Raw genomic sequence first — 19,250 nt, forward strand, 5'->3', positions numbered from 1 at the left:
CGCCACGGCATGACGGTTCCGGCACGCATCGGCCTCTTTGGGGGCAGCTTCAACCCGCCGCATTTGGCGCACCTGGCGCTGGCACGGCTGGCCTTGACGCACCTGACGCTGGACGAAGTGCGCTGGCTGCCCGCCGGTGCGCCGTGGCAAAAACCGGCTGCGGCGTTGGCCCCGGCTGCGCTGCGGCGTGATATGGTGACGGCCCTCATCGCGGGCGAGCCGGGGATGGTGCTGGATGAGCGCGAGCTGCACCGCCAAGGCCCCAGCTACACGCTGGACACGGTGCATGAGTTCCAATCCGAGCAACCCGACGCCGAGTTGTGTCTCATCATCGGCCAAGACCAATATGCCCGGCTGAACACCTGGCATGGTGCCCGCGAACTGCTCCGGCGGGTCAAGCTGGCGGTCGCGGCGCGGGAAGGCCAGCCGGTGGCGCCGCCTGCCGCGTGGGCCGACGTTTCTCATACCGCAGTGGTGTTGCCACTGCCGCGCACGGACATCTCTGCCACCGAGATCCGCGCCCGCTGCGCCGCCGGCGCCACGGCTTCCAGCCTGGCCGCGCTGGTGGGCCTCCCGGTGGCATCTCTTCTCGAACAACACGCCCTGTATCGGGGCCAGCTCCGGGCTTGACCCGGCATCCGAATGGACATCCGAAAACTGCAACGCGCCATCGTCGATGGCTTGGAAGACGTGAAGGCGCAAAACATCGTCGTCTTCAACACCCTGCATCTGTCGTCGCTGTTTGAGCGCGTCATCATTGCCTCGGGCACGAGCAACCGCCAAACCAAGGCGCTGGCCTCCAGCATCCGCGAAGCCGTCAAGGCGATTGGCGCCCCGGTGCCGCGCATGGAAGGTGAAGACAACGGCGAATGGATCATCGTGGACTGCGGCGCTGCCGTGGTTCACATCATGCAACCGGCCATCCGCGACTACTATCGCCTGGAAGAAATCTGGGGCGGCAAGGCCGTGAAGATGAAAATCGGTGGCGTCAAAGCCGGCTTGGCCAAGGCCGAAGGCGCCGATGAGGACGCCGAAGACGAAGACGTGCCCTCCACCCGCGTGGTGAAAAAGCCCCGTGTGCGCAAGAGCGCTGTGGCGGCGCCGTCGGCCACCGCCGAATCGGAAGCCGGGCAAGCGGCGCTGGGTGGGGCGATCGTCCTCAAACCCAAGCCGGTTCGCAAGGTCAGCACGGGCACTGTGGCGAAAACGCCGGCGAAAAAGACGCCCGCCGCCACTGCCGCTACCGCTGGTGAGGTCCCGCCCGCTCGCAAGCGCGCCCCGCGCAAGCCCGCCGAGCCCAAGGTGAGCGCCACCCTGGTGGTGAAGCCGGACGGCAGCACGCGCAAAAAAGCGCCAGCCAAGAAAACGACCTCCGGCACCGTGACGGCGGTGAAAAAGCCGGCGCCGCGCAAAAAACCGGCCGCTGAGTAAAACGCGATGCGATTGGTGATTGCCGCCGTCGGCCAGCGTCAACCCGCTTGGGCGGACGCGGCTTACGAAGACTTTGCCAAGCGCTTCCCGTCCGATGTGCCGCTCACGCTCAAGGCGGTGAAGGCCGAGCCGCGTGGCGGCAAGTCCGCCGAGCAGCTCATGGCGGCGGAGGCGCAGCGCCTGGAAGCGGCGGTGCCCAAGGGTGCGCGCCGCGTCATTTTGGACGAGCGCGGCACCCGCATGACCACGGTGGATTTGGCCAAACGCTTCGAGTTCTGGCTGGGTGATGGGCGCGACTTGGTGTTTTTCATCGGTGGGCCGGATGGCCTCGACCCTGCCTTGAAAGCCACCGCCGATGAAACCCTGCGCCTCTCCGACTTGACGCTGCCGCACGCTTTCGTGCGGGTGTTTTTGGCGGAAGCGCTGTATCGGGCGTGGTCACTGCGCAATGGGCATCCGTACCACCGCGAGTGAGGCGGTCAGGCTTTAAGCGCCCCAAATGCCCAGCGCCCAGCCATCCTGGGTGCTGTGGCGTTGCCAGATGCGTTTGTCCCACGGAGCGGGTTTGGCGCGTCGGTCAAAGACGATGAGGTGTGCTTCTTCGGCGCCGCACTGGCGGGCATAACCGATGGTTTGCGGCTGGCCTTCCGCCAGCACGGCATCTAAGCTGCCCTTCTTCCAGAGTTTGAGTTCCAGCACGATGCGCTGCACCTCGCCGAAGAAACCCTGTTCTTCGTTCACGGGCCATTCAATATAAAGATCGGTGCGTTTGCGGCCCAACCCGTATTCGCGGTTGATGCGCCCGCCGCCGTTGACGATGCGCTGCAAAAACGCCTGCAACAACAACTGCGGCCCGGCTTCTTTGAAGCTGAAGCCTTCCATCCAGGCATCCGAGTGTTCGCGGAAAAACTGCTGAAAAGCGGCGAGCAGCTTGGGCACATCCAGCCGGCGCTCGGGCGTGAGAAACCACGGCTGCGGGTAGTGCAGCACGGTTTGAATCGGCCAGGTGATTTCGCGCGGCAGCACTTCGCGGTAAATGCGGTTGGCAATCGTCAACTCGGGGCGGGTGCGGATGAGGCCCAGGTCGGTGGTGTATTGCAAATCGTCTTCGGGGAAATGCTCGGTGGTGGCTTCGCCCGAGAGCAGCGCCGCGACGATGCGATGAACACGCGGTTCGCGCAGTTTGTCGGCCAGGGCGTCGAGATGCGTGGTGCGGCTGTAGATGAGGCGTTCGCGTGCCGCTTTGTAGCGCTCCAGCGTGATGGGCGTGCTGCGATCCCGCGCCGGTTTGTCGCGCCACGTGCATTCGTAGCCCAGGGCGTTGACAAGCCAAGGTTGGCCTTCGGTGTCCGCCCAAAGTTCGGGCCAGATGGCCGGGTCGATGGCTTGGCCAGTTTCCGCTTCGTGTTGCTGCCACAGTGCGACGGTTTCTTCGCGGCTGAAGTTGCCTAAACGCAGCGATTCAGCCTTGATGTTGAACGCGCTGCCGCCGGTGATGATTTCTTGGTGCGCGGTGTGAATCCGATAGTCCCGCACATCGCGCACACCGCACAGGACGATGGATTGAGGAAAGGCGCCGGGGCGCTGGGCATAACCGGCGCGAATCTGGCGCAGCAGCGAAATGAGGGTGTCCCCGACGAGGGCGTCCACTTCGTCCAGAAACAGCACGGTGGGGCGGGGCGCGTCGGGCTGTTGTGGGTCGTGGGCCGACCAGTGGGCCAGCAGGCTGCTGATTTGGTCGGTTGCCGTGAGCTGTCGGCCCTCGGTGCGATACCAATCGCCCACGGCCTGGTCTTTCAGGTAGAGCGCGGCGGTGCGGATGAAGGTGCTGCACATGCCAGCCACGCCTTCTTCAACGTTGCCGCGTGCGGCTTGGGCGCCTTCGATGTTGACGTACAGCGCCCGGTAACGCCCCCGCGCATTGAAGTGATGCATCAAGGCCAGCAAACATGTGGTTTTGCCGGTTTGGCGCGGGGCGTGCAGCACAAAGTAACGCTGCTGCTCGACGAGAGACTCGATGCTCTCCACGTCGATACGCACCAGCGGGTCGATCATGAAATGCAGCGTGGGGACGCAGGGGCCGGCGTTGTTGAAGTGCTTCATGGGTGGGGTGGGCGGTGGCGTGTGCGTCATTGTGCCGGGGGCTGGTTGGCGGGCGCGTTCACAATTCATGCACTCAAGCGTTGCAGGAGATGGACAGCATGTTTGGATCGACAGGAACCCCCTGGGGCGGGTGGCAGGTGTGGGCGCCGTTGGCGGTGGTGTGTGCGGCGGCAGTGTTGACGCCTTCAGCGCAGGCGGCGCGGCTGGCGTTGGTGATTGGCAATGCGGCCTATCCCGACAGCCCACTGAAAAACCCGGTGAATGATGCGCAAGATGTGGCCAGCAAACTCACCAGCCTGGGGTTTAAGGTTGAAAAGGTGGAAAACCTGCGCAAGAGCCAGATTGGGCGCACGGTGTCTGGGTTTGCCAGCCGAATTCGTCCGGGGGATGAGGTGGTGGTGTTTTACGCTGGGCACGGTTTGCAGGTGAAGGGGGTAAATTATTTGCCGGCGGTGGATGCTGACATTCAAACGGAAGACGATGTGCCCCTGAACAGCCTGAGCGTGAATGCGCTGATGGATCGGCTGGAGGAAGCCAAGGCGGGGGTGAAACTGGTATTTTTGGATGCGTGCCGCAATAACCCATATGCGCGGGCGTTTCGCAGTGCGAGCCGGGGTTTGGCGCGGGTGGAGGGGGCGCCGTCTGGCACGTTGATTTTGTTTGCCACGCGGCCCGGCAGTGTGGCGGCGGATGGAACGGGCCGCAATGGGTTGTACACCTCGCAGTTGCTGCGTTTCATGGGCACGCCGGGGTTGAATGTGGAGAGTATGCACAAAAAGGTGGCGGCGGAGGTGGAAACAGCGTCACGCGGGGCGCAGGAGCCGTGGACAGAGGGGAGTTTGAAGGGGGATTTTTATTTCAACTTGGTGGTGATTCAGCCGCCAGCGCCGCCGGTGGATGCGGAGCAGCAAGCGTGGGAAGCGGCGCAGCGGGTGAATACGTTGCGGGCGTATGAGGCATATTTGAACCAATATCCGCAGGGGAAGTTTGCGCCGGCGGCGCGGGTGATGGTGGCGGGGTTGTCGCCAGCGCCCACGCCTGTGCCGGTTCCGGCCCCTGTGCCACCTGCACCCCGTCCGGCGCCAACGCCCACGCCAGCCCCTGCGCCGGCTCCAACGGTGCCTGTTCAGGGGCAAACAGCGCGTGAATGCGTGCAAAACACCTGCTTTGAAATGGTTGCCATCCCCGCCGGCACTTTCCAAATGGGCTCGCCGGATACGGAAAACGATCGTGAATCATACGAAGGCCCGGTTCACACGGTGAACGTGCAAGGGTTCTGGATGGGCAAGACGGAGGTGACGCAAGGGCTGTGGAAGGCGGTGATGGGGAGCAACCCGAGCCACTTTAGTTCGTGCGGGGACACTTGCCCGGTGGAAAAGGTGAGTTGGGATGATGCCCAGAAATTCATCAAGAAGCTGAATGGTGTGACGGGGAAAAAATACCGTTTGCCGAGTGAGGCGGAATGGGAATATGCGGCGAGGGCGGGGACAAAAACGAGGTGGAGTTTTGGTGATCAAGAATCCCAACTGGGGGAGTATGCATGGTATTATAGAAACAGTGATTCAAAGACGCATCCTGTAGGGCAAAATAAACCCAACCCGTGGGGATTGCAGGATATGCACGGGAATGTTTGGGAGTGGGTTCAAGATCGCTGGTACAATAATTACGATGGGGCGCCGACGGATGGAAGTGCGTGGGAGGCTGGGGATTTCAGTGGGCGTGGGCTGCGCGGCGGCTCCTGGGGCAGCAGCGCCAGGGGCACCCGCGCCGCCAACCGCATCAACAACACGCCCGGCGACCGGAGCTACTTCAACGGGTTCCGTCTTGCCAGGACAAATTAGCCCTTATTCCTTTAAACCTTAACCCCTTGAAAATAAACGTGACAAAAGAAAGAGGGGTATTGGGGGTACGGGGGCGAAGCCCCCGGAGAATTGCCGCCGCTGTGACCTTGGTGCGTCGCAACCCCTCACCCCGGCCCTCTCCCGCAAGGGGAGAGGGGTTGGGGAGAGGGGGCAGCCACCGCAGCGAGCACACCTGGAACGACGCATGACACCCCTCGACCTCACCCCTTTGGCCCGAGCCCTCGCCGCCCTGCAACGCGGCCTGCTGCGCTGGCAAGCCACCCCGGATGACGAAGAACTGCGCGATGCCTGCATCCAGCGCTTCGAGTTCACCTTCGAGCTGTGCTGGAAGATGCTCAAACGCCGCCTGGAAATGGATGCGCCCAACGCTGCCGAAGTCGATGGCATGAGCTACCGCGCCCTGATGCGCGCCGGCGCCGAACACGGGCTGCTCACCGACGTGGCACCGTGGTGGGTGTACCGCGACAAGCGCAACATCACCTCCCACACCTACGACGCGGCCAAAGCCGCCCAAGTCGCCGCCGTGCTGCCCGCCTTTGCGCAGGATGCCGCCGCGTTGCTGCGCGCTTTGGAACAACGCGCCGTTGACGCCGAAAACGACGCATGACTTGCCACCTCCACCCCACCGAACTGGCGCTGCTGCGCGCCCTATTGGCGCAGCACTTGCCCGGTTGCGAAGTTCGGCTGTTCGGCTCGCGTGTGGTGGGATAGCCGGGCAGCCGAGGCGTCAAACCCCATTCCGATGTGGATCTCGCCGTGAGCGGAGCGCCTTCCGATCTCGCCTTGGCCGAACTGCGCGCCGATCTGGAAGAAAGCGACCTCCCCTGGCGCGTCGATGTGTGCCTGCTGGACGCCTTGCCGCCCGCCCTGCGCGAGCAAGTGCGCACCCATGGCGCCGTGTTGCTCCCGTTTTGATGTGGTGCGGTTGGCGCAAAAATGGCGCGAATCCACCGAATCGCGCCAAAACCCGGCCCATTACCGCCCTTCGACCCCATGCCCCCCGTCCTCTACCTCGCCTCCCAAAGCCCCCGCCGCCGCCAGCTCCTCACCCAAATCGGCGTGACGCCCGAGCTGCTCCTGCCTGACGCCGACGAAGACGCCGAAGCCCTCGAAACCGAACGCGCAGGCGAGGCCCCGCGTGCCTACGTCGAGCGCGTCACCCTCAACAAACTGACGGCGGCCTGCGCCCGGCTGGCCCGGCGCGGCTGGCCCGTGGCCCCGGTGCTGTGTTCCGATACCACCGTGGCCCTCGGTTCGCGCATCCTCGGCAAACCCACCGACGAGGCCGACGCCCTGGCCACGCTGCGCCAACTTTCCGGCCACACCCACGCCGTGCTGACCGCCGTCGCCGTGGCCGTGCCAGCGGCAGCGGGGTGGCAACAACGCTTGGCCGTGAGCGTCTCCCACGTCCGTTTCGCCGAGCTGCCGGACGACGTGCTGCGCGCCTACGTCGCCAGCGGGGAGCCGTTTGGCAAGGCCGGCGCCTACGCCATCCAGAGTTCCCTGGCCGGCTGGATCCCTCAGATCGAAGGAAGTTACTCCGGTATCATGGGTTTGCCCCTCTACGAGACAACCCAGTTGCTGCGCGACCTTGGCGTGCATCCCTGACCGCACCCCCAACGCGGCGCCAGATCTGGGGAGGAAAACCCCCATGCACGACATCCTGATCAACTGGGCTCCCCAAGAGACCCGGGTCGCCATCATCGAGAACGGCGCCGTGCAGGAACTGCACATCGAACGCGCCCTGGAGCGTGGCCTGGTCGGCAACGTTTATCTGGGCAAGGTGGCCCGCGTCCTGCCCGGCATGCAAAGCGCCTTCATCGACATCGGCTTGGAGCGCGCCGCTTTCCTGCACGTCGCGGATTTGCACACCGCCCACCCGCCCCATCGCGGTGACGGCGGCTCTCCCGTGCCCATCGAACGCCAGGTGTTTGAAGGCCAGCACCTCATGGTGCAGGTCGTCAAAGATCCCATTGGCACCAAGGGTGCGCGGCTGTCCACCCAAATCAGCGTGGCCGGGCGCATGCTGGTGTTTTTGCCGCAAGACAACCACATCGGCATCTCGCAAAAAATCGGCTCGGCCGAAACCCGCGAACAACTGCGCGCCCGCATGACCGCTTTGGTCGGCAAACCTGAAGACGGCGGCGGGGGCGGGTTCATCCTGCGCACCAACGCCGAAGAAGCCACCGACGCCGAATTGGCCGACGACATCGCCTACCTGCGCAAAGCCTGGGCCCGCATCCGCCACGCCGCCACGACGCGCCCCGCCGGCAGCCTGCTCTACCAAGACCTGAGCTTGGCCGAGCGCGTGCTGCGCGATTTGGTGAACGAACAAACCCAATCGATCCGCATCGACTCGCGCTTGCAGTTCGAGCGCCTCAAAGCCTTCGGCGAAGCCTACACACCGACGGCGGTGGCACGTTTGCAGCACTACCGGGGCGAACGGCCGATTTTTGATTTGTACAACGTCGATGAAGAAATCGGCCGGGCGCTGGCGCGGCGGGTCGATCTCAAATCTGGCGGTTACCTCATCGTCGATCAAACCGAGGCGTTGACCACCATCGACGTCAACACCGGCGGCTTCGTCGGGGCGCGCAACTTCGACGAAACCATCTTCAAAACCAATTTGGAGGCGGCGCTGGCCATCGCTCGGCAACTGCGCTTGCGCAACCTGGGCGGCATCATCATCGTGGACTTCATCGACATGCTGCGCGATGACCATCGCCACGCCGTGTTGCACGAATTCCGCAAGCAGTTGGCCAAAGATCGCACCAAAACCACGGTCAGCGGCTTCACCCAACTCGGTTTGGTGGAGATGACGCGCAAGCGCACCCGCGAATCCCTGGCGCACCAGCTCTGCCAACCCTGCCCGATTTGCGAGGGGCGCGGCCAAGTCAAAACTGCGCGCACCATTTGCTACGACATCCTGCGGGAAATCCTGCGCGAAGCGCGCCAGTTTGACCCGAAGGAGTTCCGGGTGCTGGCCAGTGCCAGCGTCGTCGAAATGCTGCTCGATGAAGAAAGCGCGCACCTGGCGGATTTGTCCGCGTTCATCGGCAAGCCCATCTCGCTCACCGCCGAGCCCGGCATGCGCCCCGAGCAGTACGACATTGTGTTGATGTAAGGTTCCCCCTGCGGCGTACCCCATGAGCGGGGCGTCCCCAGGGGATCAGCGGATGTGGTGCCCTGCCTACAATGGCCGCCATGTCCATCGCGCCCCGATGCTTGGTTGGCCGGGAGGTTGGCCGAGGCGGTGCGCTGTCTTTGCACGAGTCTTCTGTCTATGCTGAATCGACGTCACTGCTTGAGCACCCTGGCGATCTTGGCGGGCGCGGCCGGTGGGCCGGCGCAAGCGCAGTTCCGGGTCGAGATCGCCGGTATCGGCGGCACCCAACTGCCGATCACCTTGGCGAAATTCCGGGATGAAGGCCCGCAAACGGCATTGTTCACCCCGATCATCCGCGCCGATCTGGAACGCAGCGGGCGTTTCCGTTTCGTTGAGCCCTCCCCGGTGGCGGACGAAACCATCTCCCCCGCCTACGACGCCCTGCGCGCCAAAGGCAGCGACGCGCTGGTGGCAGGCTCCGTGCGTCAGAGCGCCGATGGCCGCCTGGTGGTCAACTTCAAACTCTGGGATGTGGTGGCTGGGCAAGAAAAGCTCGGGCAAAGCATCACCGTCGCCGCGCCAGACGCCCGCCGTGCCGCCCACCGCATCGCCGATGTGCTGTACGAATTCCTGACGGGGGACAAAGGCGTCTACTCAACCCAAGTGGCCTACATCACGCGCAGCGCGGGCCGCTACGAACTGCGCCTGGCCGATGCCGACGGCGAGAACTCGCAGCTCGTGCTCAGTAGCGCCAGCCCGTTGATTTCGCCCGCTTGGTCGCCCAGCGGTGAAGAGCTGGCCTACGTCTCGTTCGAAACCGGCAAAGCCGTGGTGTGGGTGCAAAACCTGCGCAACGGGCAGCGGCGCCAATTGGCCAACTTCCGGGGCTCCAACAGTGCGCCTGCGTGGTCGCCCAACGGCCAAGAGTTGGCCATGACGCTGTCACGCGATGGGGTGTCGCAGGTGTATGTGATGTCGCGTGCAGGTGGCAATCCGCGTCGGGTCACCAACAGCGGCTCGATCGACACCGAAGCCGCCTACAGCCCCGATGGCCGCATGATTTACTTCGTCAGCGATCGAGGCGGTTCGCCGCAGATTTACCGCGTCTCCAGCGCTGGGGGGGACGCCGAGCGCATCACCTTCGATGGCAATTACAACATCAGCCCGGCCATCAGCCCCGATGGCCGCACGATGGCCTACGTCAAGCGCCAGTCGGGCCAACAATTCACCGTGATGACCATGGATCTGGCCAGCGGCTCGATCCAGAACATCAGTGACACCACCGACGACGAAAGCCCCAGCTTCGCGCCCAACGGCAAATTCTTGGTGTACGCCACACGTTACCAAGGCCGCGAGGTGCTCATGACGGCCACACTGGATGGCAAGGTCAAAGCACGTTTGGTCACCGCCACGGGCGTGGACATCCGCGAACCGGTCTGGGGGCCGTTCCTGCGCTGACCGATTCGGTGGCTTTTCACAGGAGGAAGGGATCAATGAAAAAACTTCAGGTTTGGCGAGCCGGGTGGGCGATCGTGGCTGTGACCGCCGCCTTGGCAGGCTGCGCCACCCGCGTGCCTTTGGATGTGGAAGCACCTTTGGAGGTGCGCACCGTGCAGGGCGAACTGCTGCCCTCCGATCTCCAAGCGGCGCCCTCGGACCCCCTGGGATCGGCCATCGCCAGTTTGGCCCCGGTGACGCGGCCCCCCCGCACCCACCCAGACCACGCCGCCACCGACGCGGTGGCGGCCAATGAGCAAGCGGCAGCGGCGGTGTCCGGCAACAAGGTTTACTTCGATTTCGACAGCTTCGACATCCGAGACGAGTTCCGGCCCCTGATTGGGCGTTATGCCGGCCAGATGCTGGCGTCCACCAAGCGTGTCCTGGTGGTCGAAGGGTATGCCGACGAACGCGGCAGCCGCGAGTACAACCTAGCGCTGGGGCAGAAGCGCGCTGGCGCAGTGCTCCAAGCCCTGCAAGCCCAAGGCGTCCCCCGACAGCGCATGGAGGCCATCAGTTGGGGAGAAGAGCGTCCAGCCGACCCGGGGCACAACGAAGTGGCTTGGGCCCGCAATCGCCGTGCTGAATTGAAAATGAGGAGCCGTTGAGATGGGGCTGCAACCGCGTTTGAAAACTTGGCCTCCCGCATCGCGTTGGTGGGTGGGGGTGCTTTTGGCAGGTTGGGTGCAGATCAGCCATGCCGCTGGTTTGTTCGAGGATGAAGACGCCCGCCGGGCCATCCTCGACTTGCGTGGCCAGCTTGCCCAAGCCATGGCAGTACTGAAGCAGCAAGGTGAGCAAATCCAGCAGTTGCAGCGCAACCAACTGGCGGTGGCCAATGAGCTGGAGGGCATCCGCGTTGACAACGCCCGCCTGCGCGGCGACAACGAAAAGCTGCTGCGCAAGGTGGCCGAGGTCGAGCAAAAAATCAAGGCCAGCTCGCAGGAAGTCGATGAGCGCGTGCGCAAACTCGAACCGGGCGTTGAAACGGTCGATGGCAAGCGCTTCAAGGTGGATGCCGACGAGCGGCGGGCCTACGAAGATGCCATGAGCGGCCTGCGTGCGGGAGACTATGACAAAGCGACCAACGACCTGGGCAACTTCCTCAAGCGTTACCCGACCAGTGGTTATGCCGATTCGGTGCGCTACTGGTTGGCCAGTGCGCAGTACGGTCGGCGCGACTACCGCAGTGCCACGACCACATTCCGCGCCTTCCTGACTTCGGCCGATGCGGATCATCCGCGTGCCCCGGAGGCGATGTTGGCCCTGGCCAACTGCTATGTGGAAACCAAAGACAGCAAGACGGCCAAACGGTTGCTGGAAGAGCTGATCAAGAAGTATCCGGAAGCCGAGGCTTCGATCGCAGCGCGTGAGCGTCTGGCGGTGTTGAAGTGAGTTGGGGCGAGGCCGTTGTGGAGGCCGTGGATACCCCCGATTTGGAGCGGCGCTTCGGAGGGTTGGCGCGTCTGTACGGTGCTCCGGCCTATGAGCGCCTGCGGCGGCTGAGGTTGGCCGTGGTGGGCGTGGGGGGGGTGGGTTCTTGGGCCGTCGAAGCGTTGGCCCGCTGTGGTGTGGCCGAGCTGGTGCTGATCGACTTGGATCAGGTGGCCGAGTCCAACATCAACCGCCAAGTGCAAGCCCTGGGGGCGACCCTGGGGCAAGCCAAAGTGCAAGCGTTGCGCGAGCGCATCGCCGACATCCACCCTGGCTGCCTTGTCCATGAAGTCGAAGACTTTGTGACGCCGGACAACTGGCCGGGCCTGCTGCCCATCGCGGTCGATGGGGTGATCGATGCGTGCGACCAAGTACGTGCCAAAGCCGCTGTGGCTGCCTGGGCGCGGCGGGCGGGTGTCGCTTTGGTGTGTTGTGGTGCAGCCGGGGGCAAGCGCCAACCGCACCGCTTGGAAGTCGCTGATTTGGCCGAAGTGAGCCACGATCCGCTGTTGGCCAGTTTGCGCAGCCGTTTGCGGCGCGAGCACCAGGCGCCGCGCCAAGGACGCATGGGCGTGGCCTGTGTGTTTTCGCGTGAGCCAGTGGCGCCCCCCGCAGGCGCGGCCACATGCGACACCGACGGCACACTCAACTGCCATGGGTATGGTTCGAGCGTTGTGGTCACGGCTGCTGTGGGCTTGGCGGCGGCGGCTGAGTTGATCGAACAGGTCTTACGTCGATCAAGCGATTGAAAGCGTAAAAAAAGCTTGCGCTCAAAAACAACTGTGCCATAATAGATGGCTCTGCCGCAGTCGGGTTGTTAGCTCAGTCGGTAGAGCAGCGGACTTTTAATCCGTTGGTCGCAGGTTCGAATCCTGCACAACCCACCAAAACTTGACTGCGTGGGGGCTCTTAGCTCAGTTGGTAGAGCAGCGGACTCTTAATCCGTTGGTCGTAGGTTCGAATCCTACAGGGCCCACCAAAATTTCCAAAAACAAGTTTTGTGCCATAATCAAGGCTTGTTTTCGGGCTCTTAGCTCAGTTGGTAGAGCAGCGGACTCTTAATCCGTTGGTCGTAGGTTCGAATCCTACAGGGCCCACCAAATCATCAAGGACTCGCCACAAGCGAGTCCTTTTGTTTTTGTGTTGGCGAAAAATGACCCTGACCCTCTACGGAATCCCGAACTGCACCACGGTCAAGCGGGCGCGTGCTTTTTTGGCAGAGCACACCGTAGCGCATGTGTTCCACGACCTGAAAAAACAGGGCCTCAGCGCGGCCCTGTTACAGCCTTGGGTTGAGCAATTGGGCTGGGAGCGCTTGGTCAATCGCCAGGGCACAACGTGGCGCCAACTCGATCCAGCACGGCAAGCGGCTGTGGTGGATGCTCCCAGCGCTGTCGAACAGTTGCTGGCCACGCCCAGTTTGATGCGCCGTCCGGTGGTGGTGTGGCCAGACGGGCATGTCAGCGTCGGGTTTGATGCGCTGACTTGGACAGAAACGCTCAAACGGTCGGTGTGATCGGCAGAATCAAGTGCAGCGGGCCGTGTCGCTGCCAGTTTTCGGCTTCCTCGCGCAGCAGATAAACCGTGGCCGGATGGGCTTGCGCCCAGCGCATGCTGTACCGCAATTCCACTTGATGGTCGGTGCGTACCAGGCGCCAAGCCCGATCGTCAATCGATTGGCGGGCGTGGCACTTCAAAATCGCCAGGCGCAAGCACAGCAGTTGCCAAGCGCTCACAGGGCGGCGCAAGCAGCTCTCCACCTTACGCAACCCGCCACGCTGTCCCAAAATCAGTTCCGATAGGCGGCGCTGCTGGCTCTGTGAGAACCCCACGGCATCGACGTGGGCCATCAGGTAGGCACTGTGTCGATGGTGATCGTGGTGCGACACCATCAGCCCCATTTCATGCAGGGCGGTGGCCCAGCGCAATTCGGCGGCGTCGTGAGGGGTCACTTCGGGCAAGGCCAGTTGTCGGAACAGCGTTTGCGCCAGGGTGCCCACACGGGTGGCTTGAGCCACATCGACTTGGAACCGCTGCTGCAAGGCCTGAACGGCTTCGTCCCGAGGATCGTGGCCCGTGCGCGGGTGAGCGGCGGCGTACAGCCGATCGTGCAAATCCACGATCACCCCTTGGCGCAGGGCCCCTTTGGCTGGGCGCAGAGCCTCGATCCCAAAGTGAATCAGCAGGGTGTAAAGAATGGCCACACCACCCGGCAGAACAGCGCGACGTTCCGGTTTCAGCCCGGGCAATTCCAAACGATCGACGTGGCCAGCTTCGATGCAGCGCAGAATCAGCCAACGCAGCGCTTCGGGCGTGACGACGCCGTCGGTGATGCCGCTGCCCTCCAGCACATCAGCCACCGCACCTGCCGTGCCGGACGATCCCAGGGCTTCTTGCCAGCGCTCCGGCTTGAAAATTTGCAGCGCTTCTTCGAACGCCGCACCGGCGGCGATTTGCGCGGTGCGGAACCCTTCGGCGCTGATGTGGCCGTCGGGAAAGTGGCGCATGGACAAGCTCACACTGCCGACTTGGAAAGACTCCGCTTCCAGCGGCGTGCGGCCTTGGCCCAAGATCAGTTCGGTGGAGCGCCCCCCGATGTCGATCACCAAGCGCGGTGGTTCGGCGGGTTGCAAGTGGGCCACGCCGGCAAAAATCAGCCGAGCTTCCTCGCGCCCGGAAATCACCTCAATGGGAAACCCCAGTGCCTGTTCGGCCAAGGTCAGAAAATCATTGCGGTTGCGGGCCTCGCGCAGCGTTTGCGTGGCCACGGCGCGGATGTGTGTGGCGGGCCAGCCTTGCAGGATGTCAGCGAAACGGCGCAGGCAGGCCAGGCCCCGTTCGACAGCCTCACCGGTGAGCATGCTGTGCTCGTCCAAACCTGCGCCCAGCCGGACGGTTTCTTTGAAGTAGCGTGAACGTTTGTAGCGGCCGGCCACGAGTTGGCCGAGTTCGAGGCGGAAACTGTTCGAACCCATGTCGATGCAGGCCAAGGGGTGCGACAGCGGCGCCATATCAGAAGAGCGTGACGTGGTCATGATGGGCGGATTGTGCCCGGCGCAGATGACACCGCCCCGAGGGGCCGTCAGGCGGTGGCGCCGAGGTGGGGGATGGTGACGGTGCAGACGATGCCGCGCTCTTCGCGTTCGCGCCACACCACGGTGCCGCCCAGCAGTTTGACGCGCTTGCGGATACCCCCCAGCCCCAAACCATGTGACCAGCGGGCCGGATCGCGTCCGATGCCGTCGTCACTGATGACCAGGGTGAAGGCGCCTTGCAGCAACTGCCCGCGCACATCGATGTGGTGCGCTTTGGCATGGGCGATGCCGTTGCTGACCAGCTCGCGCAAGATGCGCGTTAAGGAAGACCATTGCACCACGCTGAGCATCATGTCGGCGTCTTGTTCGAAATGCCAGGCGAGTTCACAGCCGGCGGCTTCGAGGCGGTGGGCGATGTCGGTTTTCCACTCCGCCGAGGCCAGCGACAGGGGCTGCTGGCGCGAGGCCAGCCCACGGGTGAGCGTCTTCAGATCTTGCAGGGTGTGGCGGACATAGTCCTCCATCTCCTTGTTGGGCGCTTTGTACATCAGCGTGAGCAGGCGGGCACCGATGTCATCGTGCAGATCCTGGGCGATGCGGGTGCGTTCCTCGCTGCGCCCGCGCTCGACCGCTCGGTCATGGGCCAGAGCGCGCATGAGCTGCTCGACCACCCGATCGGCCAGCCGAGCATCTTCCAGTGAGAACAACCGCTTGCCGCGTTCGGCAAAACGCAGCACGGCGATGCCTTCAACGCTGGGCGTGGGGGTGGCCGTCAACTTGGGAATGGGCACCAGCAGCACTGCGCCGTTGTGGGTGATGCGGCTGTGGCGCAGACGGCCATCCAGGCGGCTGGTGTCCAGCGGTTCAAAGACGTGGCTGAGCAGGTTCACCAAGCAATCGGCAGCCCGCTCGGGGCGCGCTTCGACTTCCCGTGCGATGCGGTACAAGTGCTGGAACACCCGTTCGGTGGTCACGACGCGGGCGCCCATCATCTGGTTGAGCAGCCATTGCCGCAAGGCGGCGTAAGTGCCCAGCGCCAAAAACAAGGACAACGTCAGCGATGTGAACTGGCTGAGTGAGAACACGGCCACGAACAGCAAATCGACCGAGGTGGCCAGGGTGCTGATGCCTGCCAACATGGCGAACTCACGCATGACGCTGCGTGATCGGGCGATGAAGGGCACCAACAACACCACCGAGGCAAAGAACACGTTCCACACCACCGGGCCCACTGCGGCAACAGGTTGTAGTCCGGTGGGCAACATCGGGGTCCAGGCCACGGCCAGGGTCAGCAGCCCCAGTGTGGCGGTGGTGACGATGCTGAAACGGCGCATCACCAGCACAAAGGGATGGGGCTCGACGCGATAGGCGTGCGTCAGCAGCACAAAACAAAGGAGGCCATTCAGGAGCAGCAGAGCTTGGGCCCACCACCATTCGTGGGCCAACAAGTCGGCTTGTGCCAAAAGCGCGTACACCCCCATGGCCACCCAATTGGCACCGGCCAGCCAGCGCGGCCAAGTGGCGCCGTTCATCGGATGCCAAGCCGCCGACTGCACAATGGCCGCGCCGGTCAACAAATCTAGGCCGATGCGCCACAAGGCTTCATCGGCGTGTACCCCCAGCGGAATCAACGTTGGCACTGAGGCCACAGCGGCCAGCATCAACTGCCCACTTTGGGCCAGAGCCATGATGGCGTACAGGGCGCTGCGTGGCTGGGGCTGCACCAGCGGCACGATCCACGCCACGATGAACAGCAGCAGCGCCAAGCTGCTCATGAGCCAGAACGTGGTGCCCAACCCCAGGTAACCCCTGGGCTGGGTGGTGACATCGACAGCGCGGCCATCGGTGAACGCCAGCGTCAGAGGGCCTTGTGCCAGCGCTTCGGCCAAGTGTTGCCGGGCGTGGGCGAGCTGGTCACGGGTGGCATCGTCGGCCAGCCAGCGCGGGGAGTGGGCCAGGCTGCCGCTGGACAAAGGCAGGGTGTCCCCAGTGGCTGTGCGGATGCCATCCAGTTGCGCGCCGATGAAAGGACGCAGCAGCGGCGAAGCCGTGCCATCGGCGATCAGATCCCCACTGCTGGCGTGGCGCCATTGGATCGGCAGTTCCGGAGCCAGTGCCAACCAGCGGGCCAAAAAAAACACCGCCAAGCAGCCGACGATGACGACGCCGAGCAGCAGCCGCCGTCGCCAAGCAATGCCCGTCAGGCTCACTGCATCGGGCAAAACGATCGGATCCAGGGATCGGGTGTCAAACAGCGAGTCGCCTGAGCCTGCGGTCGTGTCGGCCCCGGAGCGTGTCGGGGGGGAAAACGTGGAGTGGGACACGGTAAGGGGCGGATCGGCCAACGCAGGTCAAACCAACCCTTGTTTGCTCGCTAGCACTGCCGCTTCCGCCCGGCTCGACACGTTGAGCTTGCGGTAAATCGACTTGATATGGTCATTGACCGTGAACCACTTGATGCCCATCAACGAGGCAATTTCTTTGATGGTGAAACCCTTGCTGAGGTAAGTCAGCACTTCGATTTCGCGGGGGGTCAAGTGCGGTAACTCGACGGGACGCTCGATCTGGACAGGGGCTTTGGCGCTGATGCTGACCGGCGCGGCTGGGCTGAGACCTGACGGCGGCGGGGCGTCAGTCGGCATGCCGTGGCGGAAGTGGGTCAGCAAGCGCCGGGCGATCGCGGGGGACAGCGGTGGCTGCCCCAGCACGATTTTGCGCAGTTCCTCGACCAGCACTTCGAAGCGGTCTTCCTTGAGCAGGTAGCCATCGGCCCCGCACTGGAGGGCGGGGAACAAGTGGTCATCGTCCGAATAGAGGGTGGTGACCACTTTGGTGGCGGGGTACTGGGTCAGTTCGGCCAGCAACTCCATCCCGTTGCCGTCAGGCAGCTCCAAATCGAGCAGCATGAGTTTGAACGGGTCGGTGCCGTGCATACCGTGCGGCCCTGTCAGGGCGATTTGCGCCCGGGCCGTCTCCAGGTCACCTGCTTCAACCACGGCGATGGTGTCGCTAAAGGCCTCTTTGAGGACTTTGCAGAGAAAGGCCCGTGCCACCGGGTTGTCTTCCAGGATCAGTACTTTGACGGTCATGGCTGGCGCTTTTGCAAGTTTCAAATGCGGGGGGTGATCCTATCAGGCTTGAACTCGGGTGCGGCGGGTGCCTGCCTACAATCGCCGCGTATGCGAATCTTGATTTCCAATGACGACGGCTACTTGGCGCCCGGCCTGCTGGCCTTGGTGCAAGCATGCCAAGGGCTGGCCGAGGTGGACGTGGTGGCGCCAGAGCAAAACGCCAGTGGCACCTCCAATTCGCTGAGTTTGCATCGGCCCCTGTCGGTGTTCAAAGCGACCACGGGGGCGCAGGCTGGATTTCACTACGTCAACGGAACGCCGTCGGATTGTGTCCACATCGCGCTGACTGGGTTGCTGCCGCAACGGCCCGATTTGGTCATTTCTGGCATCAACCAAGGCGCCAACATGGGCGACGATACGCTGTACTCTGGCACAGTGGCCGCAGCGATGGAGGGGTATCAATTCGGCATCCCGGCGGTGGCTTTTTCGCAGGTGGATCGCGGGTGGGCTCACCTGGATGCAGCCGCCGCCACGGCCCGTCGGGTGCTGGAGTCTGTGTGGCCCCAAGTGGCGCAGGCCCAGCAGACGCGCCGGCCATGGTTGTTGAACGTCAACATGCCCAACGAGCCCGACACGGCATCGCTGCCGTGGGCCGTGACGCGGCTGGGGCGGCGCCACGCCAGCGAACCGGTGATTCGCCAAATCAGTCCACGCGGGGACACGCTCTACTGGATCGGCGCAGCAGGTGCCGCCTGCGACGGCGCCGCAGGCACAGACTTTCACGCCACGGAGCACCGCCAGGTGTCCATCACGCCGCTGCACGTTGATCTGACCGACCACGCCAGCTTGCCGGAATGGGCTGCCCGCCTGCAACCATGACGAGCGGACAGGCTGGGGCGGAGCGACGCCGGCGTTTTCCGGCACGCTGGTCGCACCAGCCCGCAGACGTTCGGGTGGAAAGTAGGTCTTCGGTGTCTCCAACCATCGTGGACGTACCGGCGTCGGTGCGCGACGCTCTGGGGGATGACAAGGCGGCCATGCGTTTGCGCATGGTGCGTTGGCTGTGTGCCCAAGGGGTGCGCGATGAGCGGGTGTTGCGGGCGTTGGCGGCGGTGCCGCGTCATCGCTTTGTCAACAGTGCGCTTTGGGATCAGGCGTACGAGGACACCAGTTTGCCCATCGGGTATGGCCAAACGATTTCCAAGCCTTCGGTGGTGGCCCGCATGTTGGAGTGGCTGTTGCTGGGACGCAATGCCCAAACCCTGGGGCATCTCGGACGGGTGCTGGAGATCGGGTCAGGGTGTGGTTATCAAACACGGGTGTTGAGTTTGCTGGCGCCGATGGTGGTGTCGGCGGAGCGGTTGCAGCCGCTGCACCATTTGGCGGTGGAGCATCTGCGACGCTGGCGTGTCCCGGGGGCAGGGGACTGCGTGCTGGTGTTTCAGGATGGCTCGGCGGGCGTGGCGCCGCATGCGCCGTTTGACAGCATCGTGGCCGCCGCCAGCGCAGAGTGCATCCCTCCGGCATGGTTGGAGCAACTGAGAATTGGGGGCCGGCTGGTGGCGCCGGTGCAGGCGCCCAATGGTGCCGGGCAGGTGCTGCTGATCGTCGATCGAACGCCCCAAGGTTGGCAGACCTTGCAGGGCGAGGGTGTGCAGTTCGTCCCTCTAAAATCAGGAACCGCCTAAGTCATTGAGAGAGGGGAAGAGCT

The 19,250-nt window shown here is 63.8% G+C and carries 19 protein-coding genes and 3 tRNA genes; 18 read left to right on the top strand and 4 right to left on the bottom strand.

What is annotated here, in order from left to right:
- Positions 1–9: 9 nt before the first annotated feature.
- From nadD to rlmH, 3 genes are read left to right on the top strand one after another with little or no spacing between them, the layout of a single operon-like run.
- Positions 10–630: a nicotinate (nicotinamide) nucleotide adenylyltransferase gene (gene nadD, locus VITFI_RS08845; RefSeq protein ID WP_089416640.1), complete on the top strand. Its 621-nt coding sequence runs from the start codon at positions 10–12 to the stop codon at positions 628–630.
- Positions 631–642: 12 nt separating this feature from the next.
- Entirely contained in the window at positions 643–1,431 is a 789-nt protein-coding gene (gene rsfS, locus VITFI_RS08850) for a ribosome silencing factor (protein ID WP_089416641.1), read from the top strand.
- 6 nt (positions 1,432–1,437) lie between these two features.
- Positions 1,438–1,905: a 23S rRNA (pseudouridine(1915)-N(3))-methyltransferase RlmH gene (rlmH, locus tag VITFI_RS08855; RefSeq protein WP_089416642.1), complete on the top strand. Its 468-nt coding sequence runs from the start codon at positions 1,438–1,440 to the stop codon at positions 1,903–1,905.
- A 12-nt stretch (positions 1,906–1,917) separates the two neighbouring features.
- On the opposite strand, the gene VITFI_RS08860 is transcribed toward rlmH, so the two are convergent.
- Complete coding sequence (locus VITFI_RS08860; RefSeq protein WP_089418057.1) at positions 1,918–3,534, bottom strand: AAA-like domain-containing protein; 1,617 nt, start codon at positions 3,532–3,534, stop codon at positions 1,918–1,920.
- A 98-nt stretch (positions 3,535–3,632) separates the two neighbouring features.
- Between VITFI_RS08860 and VITFI_RS08865 the strand changes: the two genes are divergently transcribed.
- The 13 genes from VITFI_RS08865 to VITFI_RS08920 all read left to right on the top strand — a co-directional run bounded on the left by VITFI_RS08865 (position 3,633) and on the right by VITFI_RS08920 (position 12,949).
- Positions 3,633–5,375, top strand: a complete 1,743-nt coding sequence (locus VITFI_RS08865; RefSeq protein ID WP_198301382.1) for an SUMF1/EgtB/PvdO family nonheme iron enzyme — start codon at positions 3,633–3,635, stop codon at positions 5,373–5,375.
- Positions 5,376–5,580: 205 nt separating this feature from the next.
- Entirely contained in the window at positions 5,581–6,003 is a 423-nt protein-coding gene (locus VITFI_RS08870) for a nucleotidyltransferase substrate binding protein (RefSeq protein WP_089416644.1), read from the top strand.
- 149 nt (positions 6,004–6,152) lie between these two features.
- Positions 6,153–6,311: a hypothetical protein gene (locus tag VITFI_RS17910; protein WP_157725623.1), complete on the top strand. Its 159-nt coding sequence runs from the start codon at positions 6,153–6,155 to the stop codon at positions 6,309–6,311.
- Positions 6,312–6,389: 78 nt separating this feature from the next.
- Positions 6,390–7,004, top strand: a complete 615-nt coding sequence (locus tag VITFI_RS08875; RefSeq protein WP_089416645.1) for a Maf family protein — start codon at positions 6,390–6,392, stop codon at positions 7,002–7,004.
- 43 nt (positions 7,005–7,047) lie between these two features.
- Positions 7,048–8,520, top strand: coding sequence for a ribonuclease G (gene rng / locus VITFI_RS08880; RefSeq protein WP_089416646.1), 1,473 nt, complete (start codon positions 7,048–7,050; stop codon positions 8,518–8,520).
- Between the two features lie 159 nt (positions 8,521–8,679).
- A complete protein-coding gene (gene tolB / locus VITFI_RS08885; protein WP_089416647.1) occupies positions 8,680–9,960 on the top strand; it encodes a Tol-Pal system beta propeller repeat protein TolB in 1,281 nt (426 codons plus the stop codon).
- A 35-nt stretch (positions 9,961–9,995) separates the two neighbouring features.
- Complete coding sequence (locus VITFI_RS08890) at positions 9,996–10,607, top strand: OmpA family protein (RefSeq protein ID WP_089416648.1); 612 nt, start codon at positions 9,996–9,998, stop codon at positions 10,605–10,607.
- 1 nt (position 10,608) lies between these two features.
- Complete coding sequence (gene ybgF, locus VITFI_RS08895; RefSeq protein WP_089416649.1) at positions 10,609–11,394, top strand: tol-pal system protein YbgF; 786 nt, start codon at positions 10,609–10,611, stop codon at positions 11,392–11,394.
- A 26-nt stretch (positions 11,395–11,420) separates the two neighbouring features.
- Complete coding sequence (locus VITFI_RS08900) at positions 11,421–12,182, top strand: tRNA threonylcarbamoyladenosine dehydratase (RefSeq protein ID WP_198301383.1); 762 nt, start codon at positions 11,421–11,423, stop codon at positions 12,180–12,182.
- A gap of 62 nt (positions 12,183–12,244) precedes the next feature.
- Positions 12,245–12,320: transfer RNA gene (locus tag VITFI_RS08905), tRNA-Lys, on the top strand.
- A 16-nt stretch (positions 12,321–12,336) separates the two neighbouring features.
- A tRNA-Lys gene (locus VITFI_RS08910) sits at positions 12,337–12,412 on the top strand.
- 45 nt (positions 12,413–12,457) lie between these two features.
- A tRNA-Lys gene (locus tag VITFI_RS08915) sits at positions 12,458–12,533 on the top strand.
- Positions 12,534–12,586: 53 nt separating this feature from the next.
- Positions 12,587–12,949: an arsenate reductase gene (locus VITFI_RS08920; protein WP_089416651.1), complete on the top strand. Its 363-nt coding sequence runs from the start codon at positions 12,587–12,589 to the stop codon at positions 12,947–12,949.
- Here VITFI_RS08920 and VITFI_RS08925 read toward each other — a convergent pair.
- From VITFI_RS08925 to VITFI_RS08935, 3 genes are all read right to left on the bottom strand, one after another.
- The gene (locus VITFI_RS08925; RefSeq protein WP_089416652.1) at positions 12,933–14,468 is read right to left on the bottom strand and encodes a Ppx/GppA phosphatase family protein; all 1,536 of its coding nucleotides are present in this window, start codon (positions 14,466–14,468) and stop codon (positions 12,933–12,935) included. The genes VITFI_RS08920 and VITFI_RS08925 overlap by 17 nt on opposite strands.
- Positions 14,469–14,515: 47 nt before the next feature.
- Positions 14,516–16,690 (bottom strand): sensor histidine kinase, encoded by a 2,175-nt coding sequence (locus tag VITFI_RS08930; protein ID WP_089416653.1) that lies wholly within the window; start codon positions 16,688–16,690, stop codon positions 14,516–14,518.
- Between the two features lie 129 nt (positions 16,691–16,819).
- Positions 16,820–17,557, bottom strand: a complete 738-nt coding sequence (locus VITFI_RS08935) for a LuxR C-terminal-related transcriptional regulator (RefSeq protein WP_089416654.1) — start codon at positions 17,555–17,557, stop codon at positions 16,820–16,822.
- A gap of 90 nt (positions 17,558–17,647) precedes the next feature.
- Between VITFI_RS08935 and surE the strand changes: the two genes are divergently transcribed.
- Complete coding sequence (gene surE, locus VITFI_RS08940; protein WP_089416655.1) at positions 17,648–18,418, top strand: 5'/3'-nucleotidase SurE; 771 nt, start codon at positions 17,648–17,650, stop codon at positions 18,416–18,418.
- A 92-nt stretch (positions 18,419–18,510) separates the two neighbouring features.
- Positions 18,511–19,227 (top strand): protein-L-isoaspartate O-methyltransferase family protein, encoded by a 717-nt coding sequence (locus VITFI_RS08945; protein WP_232476533.1) that lies wholly within the window; start codon positions 18,511–18,513, stop codon positions 19,225–19,227.
- Positions 19,228–19,250: the final 23 nt, after the last annotated feature.

It is taken from the genome of Vitreoscilla filiformis, from assembly GCF_002222655.1.
GTDB classification, from domain to species: Bacteria; Pseudomonadota; Gammaproteobacteria; order Burkholderiales; family Burkholderiaceae_C; genus Ideonella; species Ideonella filiformis.